Raw genomic sequence first — 24,745 nt, 5'->3', positions numbered from 1 at the left:
TTCTGGTCGGTGCCACCGAGCTCGACATCCGCCTTCAGCTCCACCGAGTCGTAACCCTGGATGAGCGGGTAGAGAAACTCGTGCACGGCGATGGGCTGTCCGCCGTGGTAGCGGTTGTGGAAATCGTCGCGCTCCAGCATTCGTGCCACCGTGTAGCGCGCGGACAATTGAATCATGTCGGTTGCCGAGAAGCGGCTCATCCACGTGGAGTTGAAGACGACCCGGGTGCGCTCCGGGTCGAGAATGCGGAACACCTGCTCCCGGTAGGTCTGGGCATTGGCGGCCACCTCCTCTTCCGTGAGTGGTTTGCGGGTGGCGCTCTTGCCGCTCGGGTCACCGATCATGCCCGTGAAGTCACCGATCAGGAACAGCACCTCGTGCCCGAGATCCTGGAACTGGCGGAGCTTGTTGATCAGCACCGTGTGCCCCAGGTGCAGGTCCGGTGCGGTGGGGTCGAACCCCGCCTTGATCCGCAGCGACCGCCCGGCTGCCAAACGCTCCCGCAACTCACTCTCCACCAGTATCTCTTCCGTCCCCCGGCGAAGCTCTGCCAGGGCGCCATCCACATCGACCATGCCGTTTCTCTCCCGGAGTAGACTCAAGGTGCGTGGCAACCGACCCGCCGGGAACGGCGCGACCGGGGCAACCACCTTCCGAAGCGCGGAATTCTAACAGGCTCGACACGAACATCACCGCTTCACCGCCGTACACTGCCAGGGCAAAGGCAGTATCATGCCGGAGATGACGTGAAACCAATGCAACCAGGGGGGCTGCCGTGCCGGAGGCACTTTACGCAGGACTGATGACAGGCACCAGCATGGACGGGATCGACGCCGTGCTGGTGGCATTCAGCGGTGGCCGGTCACGCCTCGTGGCCACGCACAGTGTCGAGCACGACGCACCGGTCCGCGCGCGCCTGCTGGAGGTGAACGGCGCGTCGCCGCTGGCAGAGGTCATGACTCTGGACGCCCTGCTGGGCGAACAGTTCGCTGACGCAATCCTCGCCCTGCTGGAGAAAGCCGGCACACCCGCCTCCGACGTCGCGGCCATCGGCAGCCACGGGCAGACGCTGTGGCACGCGCCCGACGCCCCGTCACCGAGCACCCTGCAGATCGGTGACCCGCACCGGATCGCCCAACGGACCGGCATCACCGTGGTCGCGGACTTCCGCCGCCGGGATCTCGCGGCAGGCGGCCAGGGCGCACCTCTCGGGCCGCTTTTCCACCAGGCGTTCTTCCACTCTGCAGAGGAGGACCGGGTCGTGGTGAACATTGGCGGCATGGCAAACATCACACGGCTGCCCCGCGCGCCCGGCACCGGAGGCGTCAGCGGGTTCGACACCGGCCCGGGCAACGTCTTTCTCGACAGCTGGTACGCCCGTCACCGGGGTGGTACGTACGACCGGGACGGGGCCTGGGCAGCGTCCGGCGCGGTGTCGGCGGCGCTACTCGACCGCCTGCTCGCGGACGCCTACTTCGCCCGTAAACCGCCAAAGAGCACGGGGCGCGATTACTTCAACGACGACTGGCTGGCCGCCGCGGGGGTATCCGGGCATGATCCCGCCACTGTTCAGGCCACCCTCGCCCAGTTCACGGCCGAGACGATCGCCGCGGGCATCCGTGACAGCCTGCCGACCGCGACCCGGGCATTGATCTGTGGCGGAGGCGCGCGCAACGGAGACCTGATGAGCCGGCTGCAGGCCGCCCTGCCGGAAATGCGCGTGGAGGCGACCGACGAGGAAGGGATTCACGCGGACTGGGTGGAAGCGGCCGGGTTCGCCTGGCTGGCGAGAGAGACCCTGGCGGGCCGGCCTGGCAATCTTCCGTCGGTAACCGGCGCCTGCGCCCGGGTGCCGCTGGGGGCGATCCATCCCGGATCGCCCGGGGAGTAGACGAATCGAACGTATCGGCTCAGACGCCGAACGAGGAGCCGCATCCACACGTGGTGGTGGCATTGGGGTTGCGAATGACGAACTGCGCCCCTTCGATGCCTTCCACGTAATCGATCTCCGCGCCCATGAGGTACTGGACGCTCATCGGGTCCACCACCAGTGTGACGCCGTTCTTTTCCATGGCGGAATCGCCTTCGTCGGTGTTCTCGTCGAAGGTGAAGCCGTACTGGAAACCGGAACAGCCACCTCCCGCAACGTAGACGCGCAGCTTCAACGCGTCGTTGTTTTCCTCATCAAGCAGTTCACGCACCTTGTTCGCCGCGCTGTCGGTGAAGACCAGCGGCGCATCGTCCTGCTCAAATGCTGCTTCAGCCATGGATTCCATCTCCGGTAAAACGGATTACTAGCTACTGCATTGTCCCCGCACCACCCGAAAGCGTCAACTTCAACGGGACCTCACGGCAGCACCGCCACACCGCTCAGCCCGGCGGTTTCATCCAGACCGCACATCAGGTTCATGTTCTGCACCGCCTGGCTGGCCGCACCCTTGGTGAGGTTGTCGATCACCGAGAACACGATGGCCGTGCGCCCGTCCTGGGGCTGGTGCACCGCGATCCGGCACATGTTGGTGCCGCGCACGGTCCGGGTTTCGGGATGACTCCCGGCCGGCAGCACATCCACGAACGGCTCCTCCGCGTAGCGCGCCTCGAACAGCTCCTGGAGGTCGACCGTGGCGTCCGCCAGTGGTGCGTAGAGACTGGCCTGCATGCCCCGGGTCATCGGCACCAGGTGGGGCACGAACGTCAGTCCCACGGGGCCGCCGGCAACCCGCTCCAGCGTCTGCCGGATCTCTGGCAGGTGCCGGTGCCCTGCTGCGCCGTAGGCACGGAAGTTCTCGTTGGCCTCGCCGAACAGCGTTGGCACCTGCGCCTTCCGCCCCGCCCCGGAGACACCGGACTTGCAGTCCGCAACCAGGGCGTCCAGCCCGACCAGGCCGGCCTCCACCAGGGGCAGCCACCCGAGGGCCACAGCCGTGGGGTAACACCCCGGGTTCGCCACCAGGCGCGCCTCGCGAATGCTTGCCCGGTGGATCTCCGGCAATCCGTACACGGCATCGGCGAGGCGTTCGGGACAGGCATGAGCCATGCCGTACCACGCCTCCCAGGACGCCACGTCCCTTAGCCGGAAATCCGCGCCGAGGTCAATAATCCGCGTCCCGGCATCGAGCAGCTCCGGCACCATCTGCATGGCCGTGCCGTTGGGCGTTGCGAAGAAGACGAGATCGCAGGCGGCGAGCTCCGCCACATCCGGCTCGGTAAAGCGCAGGTCGACCGCACCGCGCAGCCCGGGGAACATGGCATCGACACGCGTGCCGGCGTTGCCCCGGGAGGTGATTGCGCGCACCTCCGCCCGGGGGTGCCCCGCCAGTAGCCGCAACAGTTCGGCGCCGGTATATCCGGTGCCACCCACGATGCCAATGGTAATCATGTCCACTCCAGTCGCGATATCCAGCACGGCCATGCGCCCGCGGCGCCGCCCGTTCAGCCCTCCGATTTTACGCGCCTCCCCCGCAGGCTTCCACCAGCGCCGCGGAGACGGGAAGGCCGTAACAACTGTAGCCCCGGGATTGGCGGCAACGGTAGACTGGGGACCTCTCTATACAGTGGTGTGGCGAATCTCCATGACGAAGCGCAAAGACGTATGGTTCATCCTGTTGTTCGCGGTGGTGGTGGTGACGGCCGCGCTGGTCTGGCTCGCCCCCTGGCAGGGCGAGCGCGCGCCGGACGTGCGGGTGGAGACACTCGACGGCGAGCGCTTCACGCTGGAAGAGCTCCGCGGCAAACCGGTCATCGTGGCGTTCTGGGCCACCACCTGCTCCGAGTGCGTCAGCGAGATCCCCCACTTCAAGGCGCTCTACGAGGAGTACAGCGACCAGGGGCTGGAGCTGATCGCCGTTGCCATGGAGTACGATCCGGAGTCACAGGTCCGCGCCATGGTGGAAGACCGGGACATCCCCTATACCGTCGCCCTGGACCGCGATGGCAGTATCGCTCGCGCATTCGGTGACGTGCGACTCACGCCGACCACGTTCCTGGTCAGCCCGGACGGCAAGATCCTCAGTCAGCGCCTGGGCATGGTGGACATGGACCGCATGCGCGAGCGCATCACCGGCCTGCTGCCGGCCGACCAGGTTGCCTCGCTGGACACCCCTGACGCCTGACCATGGAATATCTCTGGATCAAGGCATTTCACCTGATTGCGGTGGTGACGTGGTTCGCCGCCATCTTCTATCTGCCGCGCCTGTTCGTCTATCACGCCATGGCCGAGGACGACCCGACGGGCAGGGAGCGTTTCAAGGTGATGGAGCGCAAGCTCTACCGCGGGATCATGACGCCCAGCGCGGTGGTGGCCATTGCGCTGGGCGTCTGGCTGCTGGTGCTGAACCCGGCCTGGCTGCAGCAGGGGTGGATGCATGCCAAACTGCTGCTGGTGGGGCTGCTGGTGGGGTATCACATCTGGTGCGGGCGGCTCGTGGTTGCGTTCCGGGAGGACCGCAACACACGGAGTCACCGCTGGTACCGGGTCTTCAACGAAGTACCGGTGCTGGGGCTGGTGGCCATCGTCGTGCTGGCCGTGGTCAAGCCGTTCTGATCCGGGACCGGACGCCGCCGCCCCCGCCTATTCGTCCGCCCAGACCTGGGACTGCTCGTAGTTCCTGAGACCGACTCGCTCGATCAATCCGAGCTGGGTCTCCAGGAAGTCCACGTGTTCCTCTTCATCCGCCAGGATCTCCGCAAGCAGGTCGCGCGTACCGTAGTCTTCCACCGACTCGGCGTACTCGATGGCATCACGCAGCTCCGGGCAGGTGCGCTCCTCCATCCTGAGGTCGCACTCGAGGATCTCCTTGACGTTTTCGCCGATGAGCAGCTTGCCCAGATCCTGCAGGTTGGGCATGCCTTCCAGGAACAGGATGCGGTCAATGAGCTTGTCCGCATGCTTCATTTCCCGGATGGAGGTCTTGTACTCGCTGGCACCCAGCTTCTCCAGCCCCCAGTCGTTGAGCATCCGGGAGTGCAGAAAGTACTGGTTGATCGCCGTCAGCTCGTTGTAGAGGACCTTGTTCAGGCACTCGATGACCTTGGCATCACCCTTCATGAGACGGCTCCGTCTGGTTGATCACTGGGACAGGCCTGTCGCCCGCCTGTCAGACAGGGGCCAGTGTAATACAAGAAACGGATGGCATGGGACCCCGGGCTTTCCCTGCCCGGGCACACGGTCACGCCTCAGGCAGTCTGCCAGGCGGGAGCGCCGGGACCCACGGGGGGAAGATCGATGCGGACCGCGGTGGCACTCACGTTTGCGCACGCCTCACTGAGAATCTCCCGCGCTTCCGGCCCACAACGCCCGCAGGAGCTACATACGCCCAGCTCCTGACGGAGCTCGCGCATGGTGCGCGCGCCACCGGCAACGGCGCGTCGGATGTCGTGATCGGTGATGGCGCGGCAAAGGCAGACGTACATGAGAACCCTCCCGTTGAATGGGTTCAGTCTGAATGCCAATGCGACTGATTGTCAATTAAAACAAGAACGATTCTTATTCCGGAGGGAGGGATTACTTGCCTGCGCGGACCAGACCGCCAAGTCCCGCCTGCTCCAGGGCACGGTTCAGCAGGCGCCGCACATCGGCCGGGTTCTCCAGCGTCAGTGCCTCTTCCAGCAGGGACGTCGCCTGCTGGCGGGTAAAGCTGCGAATCACCCACTTCACCTTCAGCAGACTCGAGACGCTCATGCTCAGGCCGTGGACGCCGAGGCCCAGCAACAGAATGGCGGACGCCGGATCACCGGCCATGGCGCCACAGACACTGACGTGGCAGTTGTTGCGCTCGCCCGCCTCCACCACCTGGCGTACCGCCTGCAGTACCGCCGGATGCAGCTCGTCGTACAGGCCGGCGACCCGGGAGTTGTTGCGATCGACCGCCAGCAGGTACTGGGTGAGGTCGTTGCTGCCGATGGAGAGGAAATCGACGCGCCGGGCCAGGCTGTCCGCCTGGTATACCGCCGACGGCACTTCCACCATGACGCCGAGCTGGGGCATGGCAACCTCCAGCCCCTCCTCCGCCAGCTCCTCGCGCGCCCGGTCCAGCAGTACGCGGGTCTCGTCCACCTCCTGCACCCGGCTGATCATGGGCAACAGAATGCGCAGATTGCCGCAGTCCGCATTGGCGCGCAGCATGGCCCGCAGCTGGGTGAGAAAGATCTCGGGATGGTCCAGCGTCAGCCGGATCCCGCGCCAGCCGAGGAACGGGTTCTCCTCGCGCACGGGGAAATAGGGCAGCGGCTTGTCCCCGCCCACGTCCAGGGTGCGCAACACCACCGGACGCGGCACGAAGGGCTCCAGCACCTGACGGTAGACCACCGTCTGCTCATCCTCGCCGGGGAAGCGCTCCCGCACCATGAACGGGAACTCGGTGCGATGCAGGCCGATGCCGTCACAGCCGCTGGCCAGCGACGAGGTGATGTCCGACATCAGGCCGGTGTTGGCGTACAGCCCCATGGGAAAGCCGCAGGGCGTCTGCGCCGGCTCGTTCCGCAGGGTCTGCAGATCGCGGGAGAGTTCCGCGTCCTCGCGCAGCAGACGCCGGTACTCCTTCTGCGCCCGCTTGTCCGGGTCGATGTGCACGCGGCCGCTGTAGCCGTCGACGATCAGCTGCTTGTTCTCGAGCCGCCCCACGGGCAGCTCGGCCACCCCCATGACGGCCGGGATGTTCAGGGCGCGGGCGAGAATGGCCACGTGGGAGTTGCCCGACCCCCGCGCGGTCACCACGCCCACCAGCCGCTCCGTGGGGATCTCCGCCAGCTGCGAGGCACTGATCTCCTCGCCGACCAGGACCGTGCCCTCGGGCACCGAGCGCGTGTCACCGCTGTCCATCTGCAGGCGCATGAGAATGCGCCGCCCCACATCGCGGATGTCACTGGCCCGCTCCCGCAGGTAGGGGTCCTCCATCTCGTCGAAGACACTCACGTACTGCGCGATACTGTCGCGCAGGGCACCACAGGCCCAGTTGCCCTCGCGGATGCGCTGCTCCGTCCCGTCCACCAGGCTCTCGCTGTCGAGCATCTTCAGGTAGACGTCGAACATCATGTGTTCGTCCGAGGGGATGGCGTCCGCCAGCCGGTCGGCCAGATCCTGCACTTCGGCGCGGACGCTCTTCAGCGCCGCCCGGAACGCCGCCACCTCGCTTTCCGCGTCCTCCACGGCGCGATCGGGCACGGCGAACAGGTCCGCCGGTGAATAGGCGACCATGGCGCGGCCGAACGCGACACCGGGCGCCCCCGGCACCCCTTCCAGGGCGCGACGGGTCACCGGCAGGGGCGTCGGCAGACCGCCGCTGGACTCACCACCACTGGCCTCGCTGTGGGCGATGGCGCCGGAGAGCTGCGCCGCCATGGTAACGATGAATGCCACCTCTTCCTCGCCGAACCGACGGCGCGCTGTCTGCTGCACCACCAGCACGCCGAGCAGACGGCGGAAATGGATGATGGGGGCGCCGAGAAACGAGTGGAATTTCTCCTCGCCCGTCTCGGGGAAATAGCGGAAACGCGGATGGGCTTCGGCATTCTCCAGGTTCAGCGGCTCCTTGCGCTCCCCCACCAGCCCCACCAGGCCCTCGTCGAAGCGCAGGCGCACCTGTCCCACCGCATCGGGGTTCAACCCGCGGGTGGCCATCAGCACGTACTCCTGGGTGTCCTGGTCCACCAGGTAAACGGAGCACACGTCCACGTTGGTGGTATCGGCCACGCGCTTGACGATGATATTCAGCGCATGCTGCAGCCCGCGGGCCGCATTGACCTCCTGGATGATGCTGTGAAGGGTCTGGAGCATGCCGTTCGTCTCAAGTCGCGCCCGCGAACCCGCGCCGGAGCCGGGCCGATCGATTCGCCTGGATGATTGGTGTCAGAGTACAGGAAGGCGGGCGGTTGTCCCATGCCGGAGAACCGGTCCCGGCAGACGGCGGACCGCTCAGCTGCGCGCCGCGCCCGGCGTCTTCGCCGCGGCATCCGGGAACAGCAGAGGCTCGAGCTCACGCAGCGCCTTGCGATAGACGTGCCGCTTGAAGAACACCACCTCCCGCGCCGGACGCCAGTAATCGACCCACCGCCAGTCATCGAACTCGGGTGTGTCGCTCCTGTCCAGGCGGACCACGCCCTCGCCGCCGGTCAGGCGCAGCAGAAACCACTGCTGCTTCTGCCCCACGCACACCGGCCGCTGATGCCGCCGCACGAGATGGCGCGGCAGATGGTAACGCAGCCAGCCGGAGGTCGCCCCGATCAACTGCACGTGCTCCGGGTGCAGCCCCACTTCCTCGTGCAACTCCCGGAACAGCGCATCCTCCGCGGACTCGTTCCGCTTGATGCCTCCCTGCGGAAACTGCCAGGCGTTCTGACCGATTCGCCGGCCCCAGAACACCCGCCCCTCCTCGTTGCAGAGGATAATGCCGACGTTTGCCCTGAATCCATCCGAATCAATCACTTAGAAATTATTCCAATGTTCGGGTTGATAACAGGCATTGTTCCACAAACCATCAAGAACCGGCAAACTGCCGGAAACGGCGCACACCCGCCCACGGCGGTGCGTCACCCTTCGCACCCGAACCAACGGACACATCATGGCGCTGGCAATCTTCGACCTCGACAACACCCTGCTCCGCGGCGACAGCGACCACCTCTGGGGCCGCTTCCTGGTCAAGCGCGGCGTCGTCGACGGCCCGGAATACGAGGCGGCGAACGACCGCTTCTACCGGCAGTACCTGGACGGCACCCTGGACCCGCGGGCGTACCTGCGGTTCGCCCTGGACCCGCTGACCCGGCACGCGCCCGAGCAGCTCGACGCCTGGCGGCAGGAGTTCGTACGGGACTGGATCCGCCCGCTGGTGCTCCCGGAAGGCGTCAACCTGGTGCAGCGACACGCTGCGCAGGGTGACCGGACGCTGATCATCACCGCAACCAACCGGTTCATCACGGCACCCATCGCCGAGCTGTTCCGGGTGGACGCCCTGCTGGCGTCCACCCCCGAGTGGCGCAACGGCCGGTACACCGGCGAGATCACCGGCCCGATCACCTTCGGCAGTGGCAAGGTCCACGCGCTGGAGGAGTGGCTGCAGGAGCAGGACAACGATCTGCGTGGTAGCTACTTCTACAGTGACTCCCACAACGATCTGCCGCTGCTCCACCGGGTGGATCACCCGGTGGCGGTGGACCCGGACGACACCCTGGACGCCACCGCCCGTGAGCGGGGCTGGCGGCGAATCAGCCTGCGGGGCGATCCGTGAACATTCTCAACGGGCTGGCCATCATTCTCGGCTGCCAGCTGGCCGGAGAAGTGCTGGTGCAGCTCGCCGGGCTCCCGGTTCCCGGGCCGGTGGTGGGCATGGTGCTGCTACTGGGCGGGCTGATCTGGTTCGGTGAGCCCCCGACGGGGCTGCGCACCGTCAGCGAGACGCTGCTGCGCTACCTGGCGCTGCTGTTCGTCCCGGCCGGGGTCGGCATGATGGCCCACTTCCAGCTCATCGCCAGAGACTGGCTCGCCATCAGCGTGGCGCTGGTGGTGAGCACGGCGCTGACCCTGATCGCCACCATGCTGGCGCTGCGCGCCATGCTTGCCATGCGTCGGCGCCGCGGCCGTTCCTGAGGTGTCCCATGGTCACTGAAGAGCTCACCGACATCTGGGTCTACCTGGCCACCTCGCCGCAGCTCTGGCTGACCATGACACTGCTGGTGTTCCTGTTCAGCACCTGGCTGAACCGGCGTCTCGGCGGCAGCCCGGCACTCCATCCGGTGCTGCTGTCCATGGGGTTGCTGATCGGCATTCTGCTGCTCACCGACACGGACTACGACACCTACTTCGAGGGCGCCCAGTTCATCCACTTCATGCTCGGACCGGCCACGGTGGCACTGGCCATCCCGCTCTACGACCACCGCCGGCAGATCCGAGACTGGCTTGCGCCGCTGCTGGTGGCGGGCATCACCGGCACCACGGTGGCCGCCCTTTCCGCCATCGCCGTGGGCGCCGCGCTGGGCGGTAGCCCGGCCAGCCTGATGTCCCTGGCACCGAAGTCCGTCACATCCCCCATTGCCATGGGCGTGGCCGAACAACTGGGCGGCCTGCCCTCTCTCACCGCTGCCCTGGTCCTGATCACCGGCAGTCTTGGCTGCATCATGGCGCCGGCGCTGATCCGTCTGCTGCGTATCCGCGATGACGCGGTCAAGGGCTTTGCCATGGGGCTCACCGCCCACGGACTGGGCACGGCCCAGGCCTTCAGCATCAGCGCCACAGCCGGCGCCTTTGCCGGGCTGGGACTCAGCCTGGCCGGCCTGATGACAGCCTTTCTCCTGCCCGTTCTGATCGCCTGGCTGCCCCTGGGCTGAACCCGCCATCTGGCCGCGCTCTTGCATCTCCACCCGGCTGCCGGAGGCCCGTTGCTCCGCCCCTGGCACCTGACGACGGAGGAGATAACGTTGAGCCTGGAAACACCGATACTGCGACTGCTGATCCGCAACGCCCGCATGTCCTACGCGGAAATGGCCCGGGAGTTGAACTGCTCGCGCGCCTACGCCCGCGAACAAGTCAATAAACTGCTGGAGAACGGCCTCATCGAGCAGTTCACGGTGGTCCTCAACCCGGACAAGGTGGGCAAGACCCTGTCCACCTTCGTGGACGTCAAGGTCGCCCCCTGGCGGCTGGAGACAACGGCGCGGGAACTGGCGGATACGCCCGAGGTGGTGAGCCTGTACATCATGAGCGACATGCAGAGCCTGCATGTCCACACACTGACCGACGACTCGGAGAGCCTCTACCGCTTCCTGCAGCAACACCTCCTGGGCCGTGACTACATAATGAGCCTGGACTGCAAGACGCTGATGACCCGGGTCAAACACCGCCGGGGCGGCCCGCGCCTGTGACCGTCAGCCACTGACCACGCTGTAGAGCATGGTCACTGCCGTGGCGAACAGAAAGATGGCAAATGCCCTCTTCAGGTGCGTGGTGTCCATTCGCATGGCCAGCTTGACCCCGATTGGTGCACAGGCAACCGTCAACGGCGCGATCACGGCGACGCCGAGCAGGCTCACGTACCCAAAGCTCAGGGGCGGCAGCGCCTCTGCACCCCAGCCTGCCCAGACGAAGCCCACCGTGCCCGGCACGGAGATCACGGTGCCGATGGCCGCAGCGGTGCCGATGGACCGGCGGATGGGGTAGCCCAGGGCATCCAGGATCGGCACGCTGAGGGTGCCGCCGCCGATGCCCATCATGGTCGACACGCTGCCGATGAATGCACCGATCCCGTGCCGGACAGCGCCGCGCGGCGGCTCCACCGTCACCCTGGGCGGGCCGCCACGCCGGGCCATGTTGGCGGCCACCAGCATCGCCATGACACCGAACACCGCCGTCAGGACGGCGCCGGAGACCACTGCGCTGAGCACCACCCCCAGAAGCACTCCGACCACCAGTGACACCCCCAGATCGCGCAGCAACCCGGTGTCCACGGTGCCCGCCCGGTAATGAGCGCGTGCCGAACGCAGTGACGTGGGCACGATGATCGCCAGGGACGTCCCCACGGCCAGGTGCATGCGCACGGCCGGGTCGATATCCAGAAGGGCGAACACCTGGAACAGAACGGGGACCACCACGATGCCGCCACCGACCCCGAGCAGCCCGGCCAGGACACCGGCAAACACGCCGGTCGCCAGCAGCCCCAGGATCAGGCCGATCACTCCCCCCAGCGCCATCTCGCCCATGCCCACCCTCTCCCATTCGATTTCAGCGGATTCCGGCCACGCCGCCGTCGCAGCGTGGATCGGACGCGGCCATGATGTCCCCCTGCGGGGAGCGGATCAGCATGCCGGCGTGTCCCATCATGCTGTTGCAACCGCTCACCACGTCCACCGGATGCCCGCGATCCCGCAACCCGCTGATCACCGATGCCCCCAGGTCCTCCTCGACCTTGAGTGAATCGGTGCCGTGCCCCCAGGTTTTTCCCAACAGCCAGCGGGGCGCAGCCACGGCCGCCTCCGGCGCCATGCCGTGGCGCACCGCGCGCGTGAAGATCGCCGCCTGGGTCTGGGGCTGGCCTTCACCGCCCATGGTGCCGTAGACCACCGTCCGGCCATCGGCCAGGGCCGCCATGGCCGGGTTCAGGGTGTGGAACGGGCGCCGGCCCGGTTCCAGCGCGTTCAGATCCGCGGCGTCCAGGGAGAAACTGCAGCCCCGGTTCTGCCACACCAGGCCCAGGGACGGCATGGTCACGCCACTGCCGAACTCGTGAAACAGACTCTGAATGAAACTCACGCTGCGCCCCTGCGCGTCGATGGCGCCCAGCCAGACCGTATCCCCACCACCGCGGGACGGCGGCCAGGGTGCAGCATGATCCGGGTCGAAACCGGCGGCCAACTGGTCCAGCGCCGGGCCATTGAGCCACTGCGACGGTGACTGCGGCACACGGCCCGGGTCCGTCACCACCCGGTCACGCACCCGGAACGCCGCTTTGGTGGCTTCCACCAGGGCGTGCACGTAGGCGTCACTGTCCACCGCGTGCGGGTGACTTCGACGGAGCCGGTCGTAGACCCCGAGAATGAGCATGGACGCCAGCCCCTGGGTCGGGGGAGGCATGTTGGCCAACACCCCGTCGTCCAGCTGGAGCGACAGTGGGTCCACGTAACGGGCCGAGTAGCCGCTCAGGTCGGACCGGCGTAGCGGGCTGCCGGCGGCCTCCAGCTCCATGGCAATGGTCGTGGCGATGTCGCCCTGGTAGAAATCCGCCGGCCCCGCGGCCGCGATGCGGTCGAGCAGGTCCGCCAGTGCCGGCTGTCGCAACCGGTCCCCGGCGGGCAGCGGCGCACCTCCCGGCAGAAAGACCTCGTGAAATCCGGGCTGGGGCGCCAGCTCCTCGCGCTTGTCTGCCAGCGTCTCCGACTGGCTCGCGGTCATGGCGAACCCATCCCGGGCCAACGTCGCCGCCGGTGCCAGGAGCCGCGACAGTGGCAGCCGGCCACCCCAGTGTTCCCGGGATGCGCTTTCCGCCAACGCCCAGCCGCTCACCGTGCCGGCCACGGTATTGGCCGCCAGCCCCCCTCGGTGGGGAATGGTGTCCACACCCTGCTCCCGGTACCACTGCGGCGTCGCCAGCGCGGCGGCCGTGCCACACGCCTCGATGCCCCAGGGGGCCTTGCCCGGCTCCCGGACCAGCCAGAAGCCGTCGCCACCCAGTCCGTTCATGTGCGGATAGGTCACGGCGATGGCGGCGGCCGCGGCCGTCATGGCCTCCAGGGCATTCCCGCCTTCGGCGAGCACCTCGGCGCCGGCCTCGGCGGCCAGATGATGGGGGGCCACCACTGCGGCGCGCAGCGGATCCCCGTTTGCTTTCACGACCATGTCGTCTCCTCGTTCGTGATTCACACTCACCAGCCGATCGCCTCGGGCAACCACAGCACCAGCCCGGGGAAGGCAAACAGCAGGGCCACGGCCAGGATCTGGATGATGACGAAAGGCACGGCCCCGCGGTAGATGTCCCGCGTGGTCACGCCCGGCGGCGCCACCCCCTTCATGAACAGCAGCGACCAGCCGAAGGGTGGTGTCAGAAAGGATGTCTGGAGGTTCATGGCGATGAGAATGGCCACCCAGACCATGGAGAAATCACCGCCGGCCTGCGTCAGAAAGGGCAGGAACAGGGGCACCGCGATGTAGCTGATCTGAATCCACTCCAGGAAGAACCCGAGCAGGAAGATCAGCACCAACATGAAGATCAGGGTGGCATACACGCCCCCGGGGACGAACTCGAACATGTCCTGGATCAGGAACTCCCCGTCCAGCCCGCGGAAAGCGAGGGCGAACACCTGCGAGGCGATCAGGACAAAGAAGATCATGCAGCTGATGCGCACCGACGTGGTCAGCGTCTCGGAGAGCACCGGCAGGGACAGGCGGCCGCTGACGAGGGTCAGCAGCAACGCACCCACCGCCCCCACCGAGGCCGCTTCCGTCGGCGCGGCCACGCCGCCGATGATCGACCCCAGCACGGCGAAGACCAGCAGCAATGGCGGCACCACGGTGGTCGCGACATCCTTCGCCAGTTGCAGTTTGCCGACCGCAGCCCGCTCTTCTTCGGCGATGGCGGGCACATCCGCGGCGTAGAAATAGGCCAGGCCCAGCAGATAGACCAGGTAGAGCACGGCGAGCAGCAGCCCCGGCACCAGCGCCGCGGCAAACAGGCTGCCCACCGAGATGTTCATGATGTCGGCCAGCACCAGCAACACGAGGCTGGGCGGAATGATCTGCCCCAGGGTGCCGGCGGCGCAGATGGTGCCGCAGGCGATGGGCGTGTTGTACCCGCGCCGGATCAGCGTCGGCAACGCCATCAGCGTCAGTGTCACGATGGCCGCCCCGACAATCCCGGTGGAGGCCCCAAGCAGCACACCGACGAGGATGACCGCAAGCGCCATGCCTCCGGGCAGACGGCCGCACAAGTGCCCGATCACGTCCAGCATGCGCTCGGCAATCCGCGAGCGCTCCAGCATCACGCCCATGAACACGAACAGCGGAATCGCCAGCAGCGTGTAATTGGTGATCACGCCATAGATGCGCGACGGCAGCAGTTCGAACAGCCAGCCGTCGAAGCCGATGAACCCGAACAGGAACCCCACTCCGGCCACGGCGAATCCCACGGGCATGCCCGTGAGCACCAGCACGAAGAAGGCGATGATCATTCCGGCGGCGTAATATTCCAACGGCATCATTCAGCTCCGCAGCAGGCGTGCGTAATGAAGGGTCAGGCGGCGACCGCTGGCCAGCGCCTCGGCCACGGCCTGGGTGACCACGAAGGCAAAGCCGACAATCACCAGCCCTTTCGGGATGAACCGCCAGGGCAGCCCGTTCGAGTTCGGCGACCGTTCACCGCGCAGGAAGGACCCCTCGGCGAACGGATAGCCGAAATGGATGATCAGCACGGCACACGGCAGGGCGACAACGAGGGCGGTGAGAAAGTGGAGCCACAGCCGCCCGGTGCGTGAGTACTTCTGGGAGAAGATGTCCACGCGCACGTGATCGTCGTAACGCATGGCGTAGGCGATACCCATCATGGCCATCACCGACAGCAGGTACCATTGCAGCTCCTGCGCCCAGACCGCGCCAATGCCGAAGCCGTAGCGCAGCACCACGTTGGTGAACACCAGGGCCACCATGAGCCCCATGGCGATCACGCCCACCCAGCCGGCCAGACCGGTGAGGCGCTTGAGCAGGAATTCCAGCCGGACGACGGCACGCAACATACGATCCCCCTCGGGGCACCGCCGTCATGACGGCGGTGCCCACGCGAGCAGTTCCCGGATCAGTCCAGCATCCGGCGACCCTTGTCGCGGATCTGGGTCTGGAAGATGGTCTCGCTGTTCTCCTGCCAGCGATCGTGCTTCTTCTTGAACGCCCAGAAGCTGTCGTTGACCTTCTTCACCAGGGGATCCCGATCGGCCTCGGTGCTCATGATGTCCCGGGTTGCCTCGAACAGCGCCTCGATCACGTCCTCCGGCAGGGTGTCGAAGGTGACGCCGTGATTGTCCGTGAGGTCGTCCAGGGCATCGCCGTTGCGCGCCTCGAGCCAGGCGTGGGACGTGATGTTGCAGGCGGCCGCGGCGTTGTGGAGGATCGCCTTGAGGTCATCGGGCAAGGATTCGTAGTCATCCTTGTTGATGATCACCTCGGTGGTGGTGGAGGGCTCGTGCCAACCGCTGGAGTAGTAGTAGCTGGCAGCGTTGTGCAGTCCCAGCTCCCGGTCCAGGTAGGGGCCGACCCACTCGGCGGCATCAATGGCGCCGCGCTCCAGGGCTGCGAAGATCTCGCCGCCCGGCAGCAACTGGGCATTGGCACCGATGGCATCGTAGACATCGCCGGCAAGACCGGGCATGCGGATGCTCAGGCCGTCGAAATCGCTCAGGCTCTCCACCGGCTCACGGAACCAGCCCACGGGCTGTACGCCCGTGCACCCCACGGCGAGCGGCACGAGATTGAAGGGCTCGTACACCTCTTTCCACAGCTCATAGCCGCCGCCCTCGGTCAGCCAGGCATTGAAGCCCTGGAAGGTCATGCCGAAGGGAACGGTGGTGAAGTACTGCGCCGCGAACGACTCACCCGCCCAGTAATAGGAGCAGGCGTGATTGAGCTGCACCTGCCCGCCCGACGACACGGCGTCGAACCCCTCGAATGCAGGCACAAGCTCGTCCGCGGCGTAGACGCGGATCTGGATGCGGCCATCGGACATGGCCTCGACCCGGCGCGCAAAGTCCGTGGCGCTGCCCGGACCGGTCTGATAGAACGGCAGCCCCGCCGGCCAGCTGGTGGTCATGCGCCAGTTGAACGTCTCCCGGGCCTTGATGATCGCCGGTGCGCCGATGGTCCCGGCCGTGGCCGCTGCCGCGGCACCCCCGAGCTTGAGAAGCTTGCGTCGCGAAATTCCCATGATTGCCTCCGCCTAGTGGCATGCACACTGGAGCGCATTCAGAACGATGCGCGCCGTGGGGAGGCTGTTAGCAAGGCGCGGGCCAGCGCCCGACAATCAAGGCAGATCACTGATTTAAATAAGAAAAACAGCTCGACCCGCAGCTTCGCGCCAGCGCCGGCGCTGCACCGTCGCGGGACAAGCCCCCTGGGCGACCATGGCCGGTTCGTCGGCCACAGGGGCTACCGGCATGACGGATCGGTTGTCCATCCGTGCCCAAGGCCTACACATGACAGGCTGGCGGATTCCAGGCAACCGATTGTCAATCGCGCGCCACACCGGTGCGACGCCCTGTTGCGGTGCAATCCCGGGCAGGCGCGTGGCGGCGACTACTGGCCCGGGAAGAGCGGCAGGTGGGCGAGCGCGATGGCGTCACCCGGGTCATCACCCTCGGTGCAGACGGCGGCCCTGGCGATGACGCTGGCCCGGGCCAGCGCCATGACCTCTTCCATGCCGGCCAGGGTGGAGCCGGTGCTGATCACGTCATCCACCAGCACGACCCGGCGCCCTTCCACCAGGTGGCGGTCCTTGGCGTCGAGATACAGGGTCTGCTCACTGCCCGTGGTAATGGAGTGGGTGGTGGCGCGCAACGCATCCTCGCCCATGTAGGGCTTCCAGGTCTTGCGCAGCACGACGTAGGGATGGCCGGTGCGCACCGACAGGGCGTGGGCCAGCGGGATACTCTTCGCCTCCGGTGTCACCAGCGTGTCGTAGTCGTGCCGGGCCAGGCGACCAGCCAGCAGCGTGGCGGCGGCCTCCACCAGCTCCGTATCCCCCAGCATGTTGAGCACGGCGATGCGCAGGCCGGCTGCCACCTCCATCAAGGGCAGGTCACGGGAGACAGTTCCAACGGTCAAGCGATGCGTCTGCGGCGCGGACACGTCACACCTCCACAACGACGAACGCCCCGGGGGAAATCCCCCCGGGGCGTTTCGGGAATCTGGAGCGGGTGATGGGATTCGAACCCACGACCCCAACCTTGGCAAGGTTGTGCTCTACCACTGAGCTACACCCGCGATGACGATGAGGCGGGAGTGTAAAAAACGGGCCGGGTCATTGCAAGGTGACCCGACCACTAGGACGGTGGGCAAGGAACTGATCATTCCTCGCGAGCCCGGGGGTACGGGCGGCCCTCAGGACTCCCGAGTATTGTTTGCCAGATCAAAGAGTGAAACAATCTCGCATTCATCATCACAAACATGAGACGCATTCATGTTTCTGGATCTCCGACATCTCCGGGCGCTGCTTGCCATCCATGAGAACGGCAACCTGTCGGCCGCCGCACAGACGCTGCACATCACCCAGTCGGCGCTGTCGCACCAGTTGCGCAGCCTCGAGAACCACTTCGACACGCCGCTGTTCTTCCGGCGATCACGCCCCTTGCGCTGGACACCGGCGGGACAGCAGCTGCTGCAGCTGGCGCAGCGGATCGTCCCCGAAGTGGAGCGCGCCGAGGGCGAGCTGCGCCACACCGGCGACGGCCAGCACGGGCGGCTGCACATGGCGGTGGAATGCCACAGCTGCTTCGAGTGGCTCATGCCCACCCTCGACCGCTACCGACCCGACTGGCCCGGGGTGGAACTGGACCTGTCCATGGGCTTCAGTTTTCACCCCCTGCCCGCCCTGTACCGGGGCGACGTGGACCTGGTCATCACCTCGGACCCGGAAGAGGACCTGGCCGGACTCACCTACGTGCCGCTGTTCCGGTACGAAATGCTGCTGGCCGTGGGACGACAGTCGCCGCTGGCCCGGCGCGACTGGATCACGCCGGATGACCTTACCGATCAGGTGCTCATTACCTACCCGGTCTGCCCTGACCGGCTGGACATCTTCAGCCGCTTCCTGGAGCCGGCGGGGCTGGAGCCCGCCGAGCGCCGGACGGCGGAGCTGACCGTCATGCTGGTCCAGCTCGTCGCCAACGGTCGCGGTGTCGCCGCACTGCCGAACTGGGCGCTGCGCGAGTACCAGGATCAGGCCAGTGTCGACGCCCGCCCGCTGGGCGAGAACGGGCTCTGGAGCACGCTGTACGCCGCCGTCCGCTCCGAAGACCGGGACAAGCCCTTCATCGATGCGTTCATCCGCCTGGCCCGGGAGCGCACCGCGGAAACGCTCTCGGAGATCATCCCGGCGCGCTGACAACACCCGATGGATGGGCTATACAAGCGGTGAATCCGCACCGTGCGGCTGTTTCCGGATACACCCATGGCCGCCATCGACTCCGTCAACCAGGGCTTCCGCCACCGCTACCTGCGGTTCGCCGAGCTGACGTCGCAGCTGCGGGCATGGGCCGACACCTACCCCGACATCACGCGCCTGCACAGCCTGGGCACCAGCGCCGAGGGCCGTGACATCTGGCTGCTGGAGATCAGCCGCAACCCCGGCACGCAGCGCCCCGCTGCCTGGGTGGACGGCAACATGCACGGCACCGAAGTGGCGGCCTCCAGCGTGGCACTGGCCATTGCCGAGGCGGTGCTGCGCATCCACGTGGAGCCACGGGCCGCGGCGGCCGAGCTCCCGGCGCCACTGCTGGAGACGCTCAGGGACATCCAGCTCTACGTCCTCCCGCGACTCTCCCCGGATGGCGCCGAAGCCGTGCTGGAGCGGGGCGGTTTCGTCCGCTCCGTGCCACGCCGCCACGACACCACCGGCCATGCCCCCTGGTGGCAGCCCCGGGACATGAGCGGCGACGGCCGCTGCCGCTGCATGCGCATCCCTGATGCTGCCGGCGACTTCGTCGCCGCGGAGGGCCTTCCGGGGCTCATGCTGCCGCGGCAGATCGACGACCCGCCGCCATGGTTCCGCCTCTACCCCGAGGGGGAGATCATCGACTTCGACGGCGAGACAGTCCCGGACGCCGACCCACTGGCCAACACCGCCGATCTCAACCGCAACTTCCCCTGGGACTGGCGGCCCGAGCCCCAGCAGACCGGTGCCGGGGCCTTCCCGGGGAGCGAACCGGAGACCGCGGCAGTCATGGGGTTTGCCGCCGACCATCCCAACATCTTCGCCTGGCTCAACCTGCACACGTTCGGCGGTGTGTTCATCCGCCCGCTGGGCACGCAGGGGGATGCGCACATGCACCCGGGCGACCGGCGCCTGTACCGGCAGCTTGCCGACTGGGCCGCCACGTTCACCGGTTACCCCACGGTCAGCGGCTACGAGCAGTTCACCTATGAACCGGAGCAGCCGCTGCGGGGCGACCTGGTGGATTTCGCCTATCACCAGCGCGGCTGCCTGGCCGTGGCCTGTGAGCTCTGGGACCTGTTCCGGCGACTGGACATGCCGACACCGGCCCGTTTCGTCGACCACTACACCGCACTGGACCGCAACGACCTTCAGCGCCTGGCTGACTGGGACCGGGATCACAACCACGGCCGCATCTTTACCGACTGGACCCCCGTGGAACACCCACAGCTCGGCGCGGTGGAGGTCGGTGGCGCCGACCCGGTGGTCGGCATCTGGAATCCGCCGCCCGAGTCACTGCCGGCACTCTGCGAGAGCGTCGCCAGCTACTGGCTCCGGGTCGCCGCGCTGCTGCCACGGCTGGTCATCGAGGAAGTGGTGGTCAGCAACGTCGACGAACAGCTGTTCGAAGTCAGCGTCACCATGGCGAACCACGGCTACCTCTCCACCGCCGGCATTCCGTCCAGCGCGGCACTGCCGTGGAACCACGGCGTACTGGCCGAACTGGTCCCGCACGGCTGCCGGCTCGCGGCCCCGGCCGACGCCCGCCGGGAGCTGGGCCACCTGGAAGGCTGGGGCATCGGCGCCGGGGCCATGCGCCACATGCCGTGGTTCCAGCGGTCTGGGGGAAGCGGTCACCGCCGGACGCTGCGCTGGCTCGTCCACGGGGAAGGCACGCTGACGCTGTCCGTGGGCAATGCCCGGCTCGGCTGGTTGCAGCGGGTGATCAACGCACGCTGACCCCACAATCCACCACCGCCTCCTCCCCTGCCGCGAACAGGCGGTCACCGCGTCCGGGCTGCACCGCCATGCCGCCCGTGAAGCCACCGAAGGCCGGCAGCACCGCCCCGCCGACACCGAACCAGAACACCGGCACGCGCAGCCGGTCACCGCCACCCCCCAGCGTCCACACCGGATGCAGATGGCCGGCGAGCACGTAGGCGCCGTCGCGGGCGGTCACCGGCTCATGGGCCAGCAGGAACGGCGGCTCCGTCAGCGGTGCATCGTGCCAGTCCAGCGCCCAGGCCGGGTCCGGGGCACCGGCGTGGCGGTCATGGTTACCGGCGACCACGGTGACCGTGGCCGCATCATGGGCCTGCCGCCAGGTCGTGAACCGGTCGAGCCAGGGCTCCCCGGCCTCCGGCCGGCCGTGGAAGAAATCGCCGAGGATCACCAGGCGCTCTGCAGCAGTGCGTGCCAGTAGCGACGACAGGCGCTGCAGGTCGGCCCCGGTGCCGCCGGCGGGCACGGGCACGCCCCGCCGCCGGAACACCCCGCCCTTGCCGAAGTGCGGGTCGGCGACCAGGAGGGAGCGGCGACGCGGCCACAGCAGGGCGCGGCCCGGCAATAACCAGAGCCGCTCCCCGGCGACGTCACAGGGGGCGGCGCCGGCCAGCGGGGCGTCGGACCAGGGGGCGGGGTCAGGCATCGGGGGTCTGGCGCTCCAGTTGGCCCAGCATGCGCTGGACGCGTGTCTGCCAATCTTCGGAACTCACCCGCGACTGCACCCGACCGACCCACAGGGGAAAGGCCAGGGGTGTCAGCCGGCGGGGGCGGGTCAGCAGCAACCGCCTGGCCTGCAGCCCACAGAGCAGGTCTCGCAACCGGTCAAGTTCCAGCTGGCTCTCGAGCACCTCGCGCTCGGCCTGGAGCAGCAGCGGGTGATCGGCATCATACCGGTGCAGCACGTCGAAGATCAGCCCGCTGGACGCCTGGACCTGGCGGGTGGATTTGCCGCGACCGGGGTACCCTTCGAACACCAGGCCGGCGATGCGTGCGATCTCGCGGAAATGGCGGCGCGCCATCTCGGCAGCATTGAGACTGGCGCGCAGATCCGCATCCAGATCCGTCGGCGAGAACACCCGGGCGAGCACATCACCGTCCACCTCCGGCAGCCGCCGGGAGACCAGCTCGAAGCCGTAGTCGTTCATGGAGAAGCCGAACGTGGCCGGCGCCTCCCGTGTGAGCCGCCATGCCACCAGCGCGGACAGCGCCTCGTGAACCAGCCGCCCGGCAAAGGGGTAGACGAACAGATGCTGCCCCTCCCGGGAGCCGATGCGCTCCACCAGCAGTTCATCCCGCCCGGGCAGGGCCGATGCACTGCGCTGGGCTTCCAGCACCGGCCTTACGGCGGTCATTTCCGCACCGTGGTAATGGCCGTCCCGCGCCTGCTCCAGACGGGCGCCGACGCCGTCGGCGAGCCGGGTGGACAGCGGCATGCGCCCGCCCATCCAGCGGGGCACGGCGCGGGTACGGCCCCTGGCGCTGCGGACCTGCGCCGTCATGTCGCGCACGCGGACCAGCTCCAGCACCCGGCCACTGAACAGGAACTGCTCGCCGGGTTTGAGGCGTGCGATGAACGCCTCCTCCACGAAGCCGATCAGGCCGCCGCGCTGATACTTCACCCGCACCATGCTGTCCGCGGTAATGGTCCCGACGGCCATGCGGTGGCGGCGGCCGATGGTGGAGTCGGTGACCCGGTAGACGTCGCCATCGCGCTCCACCCGCCGGTACTGGGGGTACGCCTTGAGCGTGCTGCCGCCGGTGGTGATGAAATCCAGCAGCCAGCGCCACTGCGACGCGTCAAGACCGGCGTAGGCGTGGGTGGTGCGCACCTCCGCCAGCTGGGCCGCATCGGTAAACCCCGGCCCCAGTGCGAGCGTCACCAGGTGCTGGACCAGCACGTCGAGACAGCCCCGCAGCGGCCGCCGCGCTTCCACCTCTCCCGCCACGGCCGCGTCCCGCGCCGCCGCGATCTCCACCAGCTCGAAGGCGTGGGTCGGCACGCACAAGACCGCGCTCTCGGCGCCGGGCTGATGGCCGCTGCGCCCGGCACGCTGGACCAGCCGCGCCACCCCCTTGGGGCTGCCCACCTGGAGGACCTGGTCCACCGGGGTGAAATCGACGCCCAGGTCCAGGCTCGAGGTGGCGACCACGCAGCGGATCGCCCCCTCGCGCAGCCAGACCTCCACCTGGTCGCGCACGCTGCGGTCCAGCGACCCGTGGTGGAGCGCCACCTGGTCGAACCAGTCGGGTCGCGCCTGCAGCAGCGCCTGATGCCACAGCTCCGCCTGGGAGCGGGTATTGGTGAACAGCAGGCTGGTGTCGGCCCGATCCAGCGCCGCGAGCACATCCCGGACAAGATTCGTCCCCAGATGGCCGGCCCAGGGAAAGCGCTCCATGCGCTGCGGGATGACGGCGTCGATGGCGGTGCGCTTCGGCAGCAGGCCCTGGATCAGGTCGCCGGGCTGGTCCGGCCCCAGCAAGACGTCCCGGGCCTCGTCCAGATTGCCCAGGGTCGCCGACAGCCCCCACGTCCGCAGCCCGGGGCACAGCGTGCGCAGATGCGCCAGGCAGAGTTCCAGCTGCACGCCCCGCTTACTGCCCATGAGCTCGTGCCATTCATCCACGACCACGCAGCGCAGATGGCGAAAGCGCGCGTGGGCGTCGCTGTAACTCAGCTGCAGCGACAGGCTCTCCGGCGTGGTGACCAGGGCCGTGGGCAGACGCCGCCGCTGCCGGCTGCGGGTGGCACTGGAGCTATCACCGGTGCGTTGCTCGACGGTCCACTCCAGGCCGAGTTCGGTGACGGCCTCCGCAAGATGGCCCGTAGTATCGGCGGCAAGCGCACGCAGTGGCGTTATCCACAGCACCGTGAGCGGCGGTGGTGAGGCCGGCGGATCGTGCAAGGCCTCCAGCAGCGGGCCGAACCACGCCGCCAGGGTCTTGCCGGTGCCGGTGGGCGCGTGGATCAGGCCACTGCGGCCGGACAGGTAGGCGTCCCACGCCGCGCGCTGGAAGTCGAAAACGGCCCAGTCACGCGACGCAAACCAACGCTGGATTCGGTGTTCGGGCCGCATGGGTGGCATTATGCCTACATAATCCTCTCAGCGTGGATCCACGAGCCAGGCCATGACGCGATACGGAAAACTGCTCCTCCCCGGCCTTGCGCTCCTGCTCGGCTTTCCGGCCGTCGCTGCCGCGGACGGGCGCGCCGTTGCCCTGGAGGTGGACCGGCGCATGTACGCGGGGATCGCGGGCTTTACGGCCCAGTCGCGGATGCGCGCCGAGGACGGCGCAGGCAGCGGCACCAACTCCCTGAGCGACGGGCTGCTGCTCCGGCTCGGACGCACGGGCCGTCCGGCCCGCTACGACGTGGAGCTGGCCCGGACCAACTACGATGAAGGCGAGCTATGGCTGACCATGGCGTCGCTGGACTACCTCATACCGGGCGGTGACCTGTTCTCCGGCTATGTGGGCATCGTCGGTGGTTACGGGCGCATCGAGTGGAACAGTAACGACCCGTTCGGCGGCGGCGACAACTTCGGCGTCCGCGGCGAGCGCGACAGCAGCTATGTGGCGGGCCTGCGCGGCGGCGGCCTGATCGAGGTGACGGATCTCGTCCAGGTGGAGATCGGCTACCGCTATCTGCACACGGAGTTCAGCCGCCAGTTTGATGGCAACGATGGCGGCGGCAAGGTCCAGGTCCGCAACCTGCGGATGGTCCATGCCGGCGTGAATTTCAGGTTCTGACAAGGAGACGCGACCATGCCCGCACACCGAGTCACGCGCCGGCCATGGCCTGCCCTGCTGGCCTTCACCACCGCGGCTGCCATGACGCTGCCGGCCACCGTTTCCGCAGAGGACTCCTTCTTCGGCGTGGGGGTGGGCCAGCACCGTGTCCACTTCGACAGCGATGACCGCGACAACTTCGATGTGGGCACCGAGGATGAGCTGGGGCTGCAGCTGCGCGTCGGCATGGTGCGGCCCAACTCCCGCCTGTACGGCCAGTGGTCCATCATCTCCGGCAGCGATTTCTTTCTCACCTCGCTCACGGTGAATCAGGACTTTCTCTGGCGCGTGGCGCCGAGCGTCCAGCTTTACGGCGGCCTCGGCGGCGGCGCCGTCACCCTGAGCTGGAACGGGGACAACAGCATCGACACCATGCCGGGGCTGTCGGCCCAGGCCGGCGTCATGGTGGAGATCACCCGGACAGTCCATGTGGAACTGGGCGCCCGGCAACTGTTCACCCGATTGCGCACCGACCCGGAGGGCGCGGACGGCAACGACGTGGACGTGGACCTGGACCGCATTGGCGTCGCCTCGGCCAGCGTGAACCTGCAATTCTGATCGCG

General features: G+C 67.6%; 26 protein-coding genes and 1 tRNA gene (1 of these 27 cut by a window edge). 11 read left to right on the top strand and 16 right to left on the bottom strand.

What is annotated here, in order from left to right; genetic code table 11:
• Positions 1–575 carry the 5' portion of a tyrosine--tRNA ligase gene (tyrS, locus tag BMZ02_RS12165; protein WP_091644212.1) on the bottom strand. Its footprint begins 637 nt before the window's first position, so 575 of the gene's 1,212 nt are visible here — the first part of the coding sequence; it begins with the start codon at positions 573–575; its stop codon lies beyond the left edge, outside the window.
• Positions 576–775: 200 nt separating this feature from the next.
• Between tyrS and BMZ02_RS12160 the strand changes: the two genes are divergently transcribed.
• On the top strand, positions 776–1,891 hold the full coding sequence (locus tag BMZ02_RS12160) for an anhydro-N-acetylmuramic acid kinase (protein ID WP_091644209.1): 1,116 nt from the start codon (positions 776–778) through the stop codon (positions 1,889–1,891).
• A gap of 19 nt (positions 1,892–1,910) precedes the next feature.
• On the opposite strand, the gene erpA is transcribed toward BMZ02_RS12160, so the two are convergent.
• Entirely contained in the window at positions 1,911–2,276 is a 366-nt protein-coding gene (gene erpA / locus BMZ02_RS12155) for an iron-sulfur cluster insertion protein ErpA (RefSeq protein WP_425425082.1), read from the bottom strand.
• A gap of 71 nt (positions 2,277–2,347) precedes the next feature.
• On the bottom strand, positions 2,348–3,379 hold the full coding sequence (gene argC / locus BMZ02_RS12150) for an N-acetyl-gamma-glutamyl-phosphate reductase (protein ID WP_091644593.1): 1,032 nt from the start codon (positions 3,377–3,379) through the stop codon (positions 2,348–2,350).
• A gap of 193 nt (positions 3,380–3,572) precedes the next feature.
• Between argC and BMZ02_RS12145 the strand changes: the two genes are divergently transcribed.
• Entirely contained in the window at positions 3,573–4,112 is a 540-nt protein-coding gene (locus tag BMZ02_RS12145; protein ID WP_091644207.1) for a peroxiredoxin family protein, read from the top strand.
• A gap of 2 nt (positions 4,113–4,114) precedes the next feature.
• The gene (gene hemJ / locus BMZ02_RS12140) at positions 4,115–4,543 is read left to right on the top strand and encodes a protoporphyrinogen oxidase HemJ (protein ID WP_091644204.1); all 429 of its coding nucleotides are present in this window, start codon (positions 4,115–4,117) and stop codon (positions 4,541–4,543) included.
• Between the two features lie 27 nt (positions 4,544–4,570).
• Here the strand turns inward: hemJ and bfr are convergent, their stop codons facing one another.
• The 4 genes from bfr to BMZ02_RS12120 all read right to left on the bottom strand — a co-directional run bounded on the left by bfr (position 4,571) and on the right by BMZ02_RS12120 (position 8,422).
• Entirely contained in the window at positions 4,571–5,047 is a 477-nt protein-coding gene (bfr, locus tag BMZ02_RS12135) for a bacterioferritin (protein ID WP_091644201.1), read from the bottom strand.
• 128 nt (positions 5,048–5,175) lie between these two features.
• Positions 5,176–5,412 (bottom strand): bacterioferritin-associated ferredoxin, encoded by a 237-nt coding sequence (locus BMZ02_RS12130; protein ID WP_091644198.1) that lies wholly within the window; start codon positions 5,410–5,412, stop codon positions 5,176–5,178.
• A 91-nt stretch (positions 5,413–5,503) separates the two neighbouring features.
• Positions 5,504–7,774: a phosphoenolpyruvate--protein phosphotransferase gene (gene ptsP, locus BMZ02_RS12125; protein WP_091644196.1), complete on the bottom strand. Its 2,271-nt coding sequence runs from the start codon at positions 7,772–7,774 to the stop codon at positions 5,504–5,506.
• Between the two features lie 138 nt (positions 7,775–7,912).
• Entirely contained in the window at positions 7,913–8,422 is a 510-nt protein-coding gene (locus BMZ02_RS12120; RefSeq protein WP_091644193.1) for an RNA pyrophosphohydrolase, read from the bottom strand.
• Positions 8,423–8,558: 136 nt separating this feature from the next.
• Between BMZ02_RS12120 and BMZ02_RS12115 the strand changes: the two genes are divergently transcribed.
• The 4 genes from BMZ02_RS12115 to BMZ02_RS12100 all read left to right on the top strand — a co-directional run bounded on the left by BMZ02_RS12115 (position 8,559) and on the right by BMZ02_RS12100 (position 10,851).
• A complete protein-coding gene (locus BMZ02_RS12115; RefSeq protein WP_091644190.1) occupies positions 8,559–9,221 on the top strand; it encodes a histidinol-phosphatase in 663 nt (220 codons plus the stop codon).
• On the top strand, positions 9,218–9,580 hold the full coding sequence (locus BMZ02_RS12110; protein ID WP_091644188.1) for a CidA/LrgA family protein: 363 nt from the start codon (positions 9,218–9,220) through the stop codon (positions 9,578–9,580). Before BMZ02_RS12115 ends, BMZ02_RS12110 begins: the two co-directional genes overlap by 4 nt.
• A gap of 8 nt (positions 9,581–9,588) precedes the next feature.
• Positions 9,589–10,317, top strand: coding sequence for an LrgB family protein (locus BMZ02_RS12105; protein ID WP_091644185.1), 729 nt, complete (start codon positions 9,589–9,591; stop codon positions 10,315–10,317).
• Positions 10,318–10,407: 90 nt separating this feature from the next.
• Positions 10,408–10,851, top strand: a complete 444-nt coding sequence (locus BMZ02_RS12100; protein WP_091644183.1) for an Lrp/AsnC family transcriptional regulator — start codon at positions 10,408–10,410, stop codon at positions 10,849–10,851.
• Positions 10,852–10,854: 3 nt separating this feature from the next.
• Here the strand turns inward: BMZ02_RS12100 and BMZ02_RS12095 are convergent, their stop codons facing one another.
• From BMZ02_RS12095 to BMZ02_RS12065, 7 genes are all read right to left on the bottom strand, one after another.
• Positions 10,855–11,685 (bottom strand): sulfite exporter TauE/SafE family protein, encoded by an 831-nt coding sequence (locus BMZ02_RS12095; protein WP_171909917.1) that lies wholly within the window; start codon positions 11,683–11,685, stop codon positions 10,855–10,857.
• 22 nt (positions 11,686–11,707) lie between these two features.
• Entirely contained in the window at positions 11,708–13,318 is a 1,611-nt protein-coding gene (locus BMZ02_RS12090; protein ID WP_091644180.1) for a gamma-glutamyltransferase family protein, read from the bottom strand.
• Positions 13,319–13,344: 26 nt separating this feature from the next.
• Entirely contained in the window at positions 13,345–14,673 is a 1,329-nt protein-coding gene (locus BMZ02_RS12085) for a TRAP transporter large permease (protein WP_091644587.1), read from the bottom strand.
• Between the two features lie 3 nt (positions 14,674–14,676).
• A complete protein-coding gene (locus BMZ02_RS12080) occupies positions 14,677–15,207 on the bottom strand; it encodes a TRAP transporter small permease subunit (protein WP_091644177.1) in 531 nt (176 codons plus the stop codon).
• Between the two features lie 59 nt (positions 15,208–15,266).
• Positions 15,267–16,388 carry a TRAP transporter substrate-binding protein gene (locus tag BMZ02_RS12075; protein WP_091644174.1) on the bottom strand — a complete coding sequence of 374 codons (1,122 nt, stop codon included), beginning with the start codon at positions 16,386–16,388 and terminating at the stop codon, positions 15,267–15,269.
• Between the two features lie 368 nt (positions 16,389–16,756).
• Positions 16,757–17,284: a phosphoribosyltransferase family protein gene (locus tag BMZ02_RS12070; RefSeq protein ID WP_216110830.1), complete on the bottom strand. Its 528-nt coding sequence runs from the start codon at positions 17,282–17,284 to the stop codon at positions 16,757–16,759.
• An 84-nt stretch (positions 17,285–17,368) separates the two neighbouring features.
• A tRNA-Gly gene (locus BMZ02_RS12065) sits at positions 17,369–17,443 on the bottom strand.
• Between the two features lie 196 nt (positions 17,444–17,639).
• Here BMZ02_RS12065 and BMZ02_RS12060 point away from each other — a divergent pair.
• On the top strand, positions 17,640–18,563 hold the full coding sequence (locus BMZ02_RS12060) for a LysR family transcriptional regulator (protein WP_091644169.1): 924 nt from the start codon (positions 17,640–17,642) through the stop codon (positions 18,561–18,563).
• Between the two features lie 66 nt (positions 18,564–18,629).
• On the top strand, positions 18,630–20,351 hold the full coding sequence (locus BMZ02_RS12055; RefSeq protein WP_091644166.1) for a M14 family metallopeptidase: 1,722 nt from the start codon (positions 18,630–18,632) through the stop codon (positions 20,349–20,351).
• Here BMZ02_RS12055 and pdeM read toward each other — a convergent pair.
• On the bottom strand, positions 20,338–21,039 hold the full coding sequence (pdeM, locus tag BMZ02_RS12050) for a ligase-associated DNA damage response endonuclease PdeM (RefSeq protein WP_091644162.1): 702 nt from the start codon (positions 21,037–21,039) through the stop codon (positions 20,338–20,340). The two genes, BMZ02_RS12055 and pdeM, sit on opposite strands and share 14 nt — an antisense overlap.
• Positions 21,032–23,470 (bottom strand): ligase-associated DNA damage response DEXH box helicase, encoded by a 2,439-nt coding sequence (locus BMZ02_RS12045; protein ID WP_091644159.1) that lies wholly within the window; start codon positions 23,468–23,470, stop codon positions 21,032–21,034. Before BMZ02_RS12045 ends, pdeM begins: the two co-directional genes overlap by 8 nt.
• 52 nt (positions 23,471–23,522) lie before the next feature.
• Here BMZ02_RS12045 and BMZ02_RS12040 point away from each other — a divergent pair, with 52 nt between their 5' ends.
• Both BMZ02_RS12040 and BMZ02_RS12035 read left to right on the top strand, forming a co-directional pair.
• The gene (locus BMZ02_RS12040) at positions 23,523–24,143 is read left to right on the top strand and encodes a hypothetical protein (protein ID WP_091644157.1); all 621 of its coding nucleotides are present in this window, start codon (positions 23,523–23,525) and stop codon (positions 24,141–24,143) included.
• 15 nt (positions 24,144–24,158) lie between these two features.
• Positions 24,159–24,740, top strand: a complete 582-nt coding sequence (locus BMZ02_RS12035) for an outer membrane beta-barrel protein (protein ID WP_091644155.1) — start codon at positions 24,159–24,161, stop codon at positions 24,738–24,740.
• Positions 24,741–24,745 lie beyond the last annotated feature (5 nt).

Origin of the sequence: Aquisalimonas asiatica, from assembly GCF_900110585.1 — a bacterium.
Lineage (GTDB): Bacteria > Pseudomonadota > Gammaproteobacteria > Nitrococcales > Aquisalimonadaceae > Aquisalimonas > Aquisalimonas asiatica.
The sequence above is the reverse complement of the archived record's forward strand: the minus strand, read 5'-3'. Positions and strand labels throughout refer to the sequence as shown.